This is a genomic window from Methylobacterium bullatum (assembly GCF_014845095.1).
Lineage (GTDB): Bacteria > Pseudomonadota > Alphaproteobacteria > Rhizobiales > Beijerinckiaceae > Methylobacterium > Methylobacterium bullatum.
Genome location: NZ_NKUG01000216.1, coordinates 1 through 1,289 on the forward strand (window position 1 = coordinate 1; position 1,289 = coordinate 1,289).

At 65.7% G+C, this 1,289-nt stretch carries 1 protein-coding gene; it reads left to right on the plus strand.

The window, feature by feature from the left end; all coding sequences use genetic code 11:
- On the plus strand, positions 1–1,289 hold a 1,289-nt coding region (locus tag MBTS_RS22165), incomplete at both ends, for a DNA translocase FtsK (protein WP_280529958.1).

Consider the following 1,289-nt stretch of genomic DNA (forward strand, 5'->3'; position numbering starts at 1 on the left):
GGCACCAAGTCGAGCCGCGTCATCGGCCTCTCGGACGACATCGCCCGCTCCATGTCGGCGGTCTCGGCCCGCGTGGCGGTGGTGCCCGGCCGCAACGTCATCGGCATCGAACTGCCCAACGAGACCCGCGAGACCGTCTACCTGCGCGAATTGCTGTCCTCGGCCGATTTCTGCATCAGCAAGCACAAGCTCGCTTTGTGCCTCGGCAAGAACATCGGCGGCGAGCCGATCATCGCCGATCTCGCCAAGATGCCCCATCTGCTCGTTGCCGGCACCACCGGTTCGGGCAAGTCGGTGGCCATCAACACGATGATCCTGTCGCTGCTTTACCGGATGAAGCCGGAAGAGTGCCGCCTGATCATGGTCGATCCCAAGATGCTGGAACTCTCCGTCTATGACGGCATCCCGCACCTGCTCTCCCCCGTCGTCACCGACCCGAAGAAGGCGGTCATCGCCCTCAAATGGGCCGTGCGCGAGATGGAGGAGCGCTACAAGAAGATGTCCAAGATCGCGGTCCGCAACATCGACGGCTACAATGCCCGGATGGCGGAAGCGCGGGCCAAGGGCGAGATCATCACCCGCGAGATCCATACCGGCTTCAACCGCGAGACCGGCCAGGCCGTGTTCGAGACGGAGGAGATGGACCTCTCGGCCCTGCCCTATATCGTCATCGTGGTCGACGAGATGGCCGACCTGATGATGGTGGCCGGCAAGGACATCGAAGGTGCGATCCAGCGTCTGGCGCAGATGGCGCGCGCGGCCGGCATCCACCTCATCATGGCGACGCAGCGTCCCTCGGTGGACGTGATCACCGGCACGATCAAGGCGAACTTCCCGACCCGGATCTCCTTCCAGGTCACGTCCAAGATCGACAGCCGCACGATTCTGGGAGAGATGGGCGCCGAGCAGCTGCTGGGCCAGGGCGACATGCTGTTCATGGCCGGCGGCGGGCGCACCACCCGCGTCCACGGCCCGTTCTGCTCGGATTCGGAAGTCGAGAGCGTGGTCGCCCATCTCAAGCGCCAGGGCCGGCCGTCCTATCTTGAAGCCGTCACCGTGGACGAGAACCCGCCCGAGGAGAAGCCGGCCAAGGCCTCCAAGGCCGACAAGGCGGCGGCCGCCGAGGCCGAAGAGATCGACGCGCCGATCTTCGATGCCGGGGCCTATGCGGGCGGCGGGATCGATGCGGGTGCCGACCTCTACGACCAGGCGGTGCAGGTGGTGATGCGGGACCGCAAGGCCTCCACCAGCTACATCCAGCGCCGCCTGCAGATCGGCTACAACCGCGC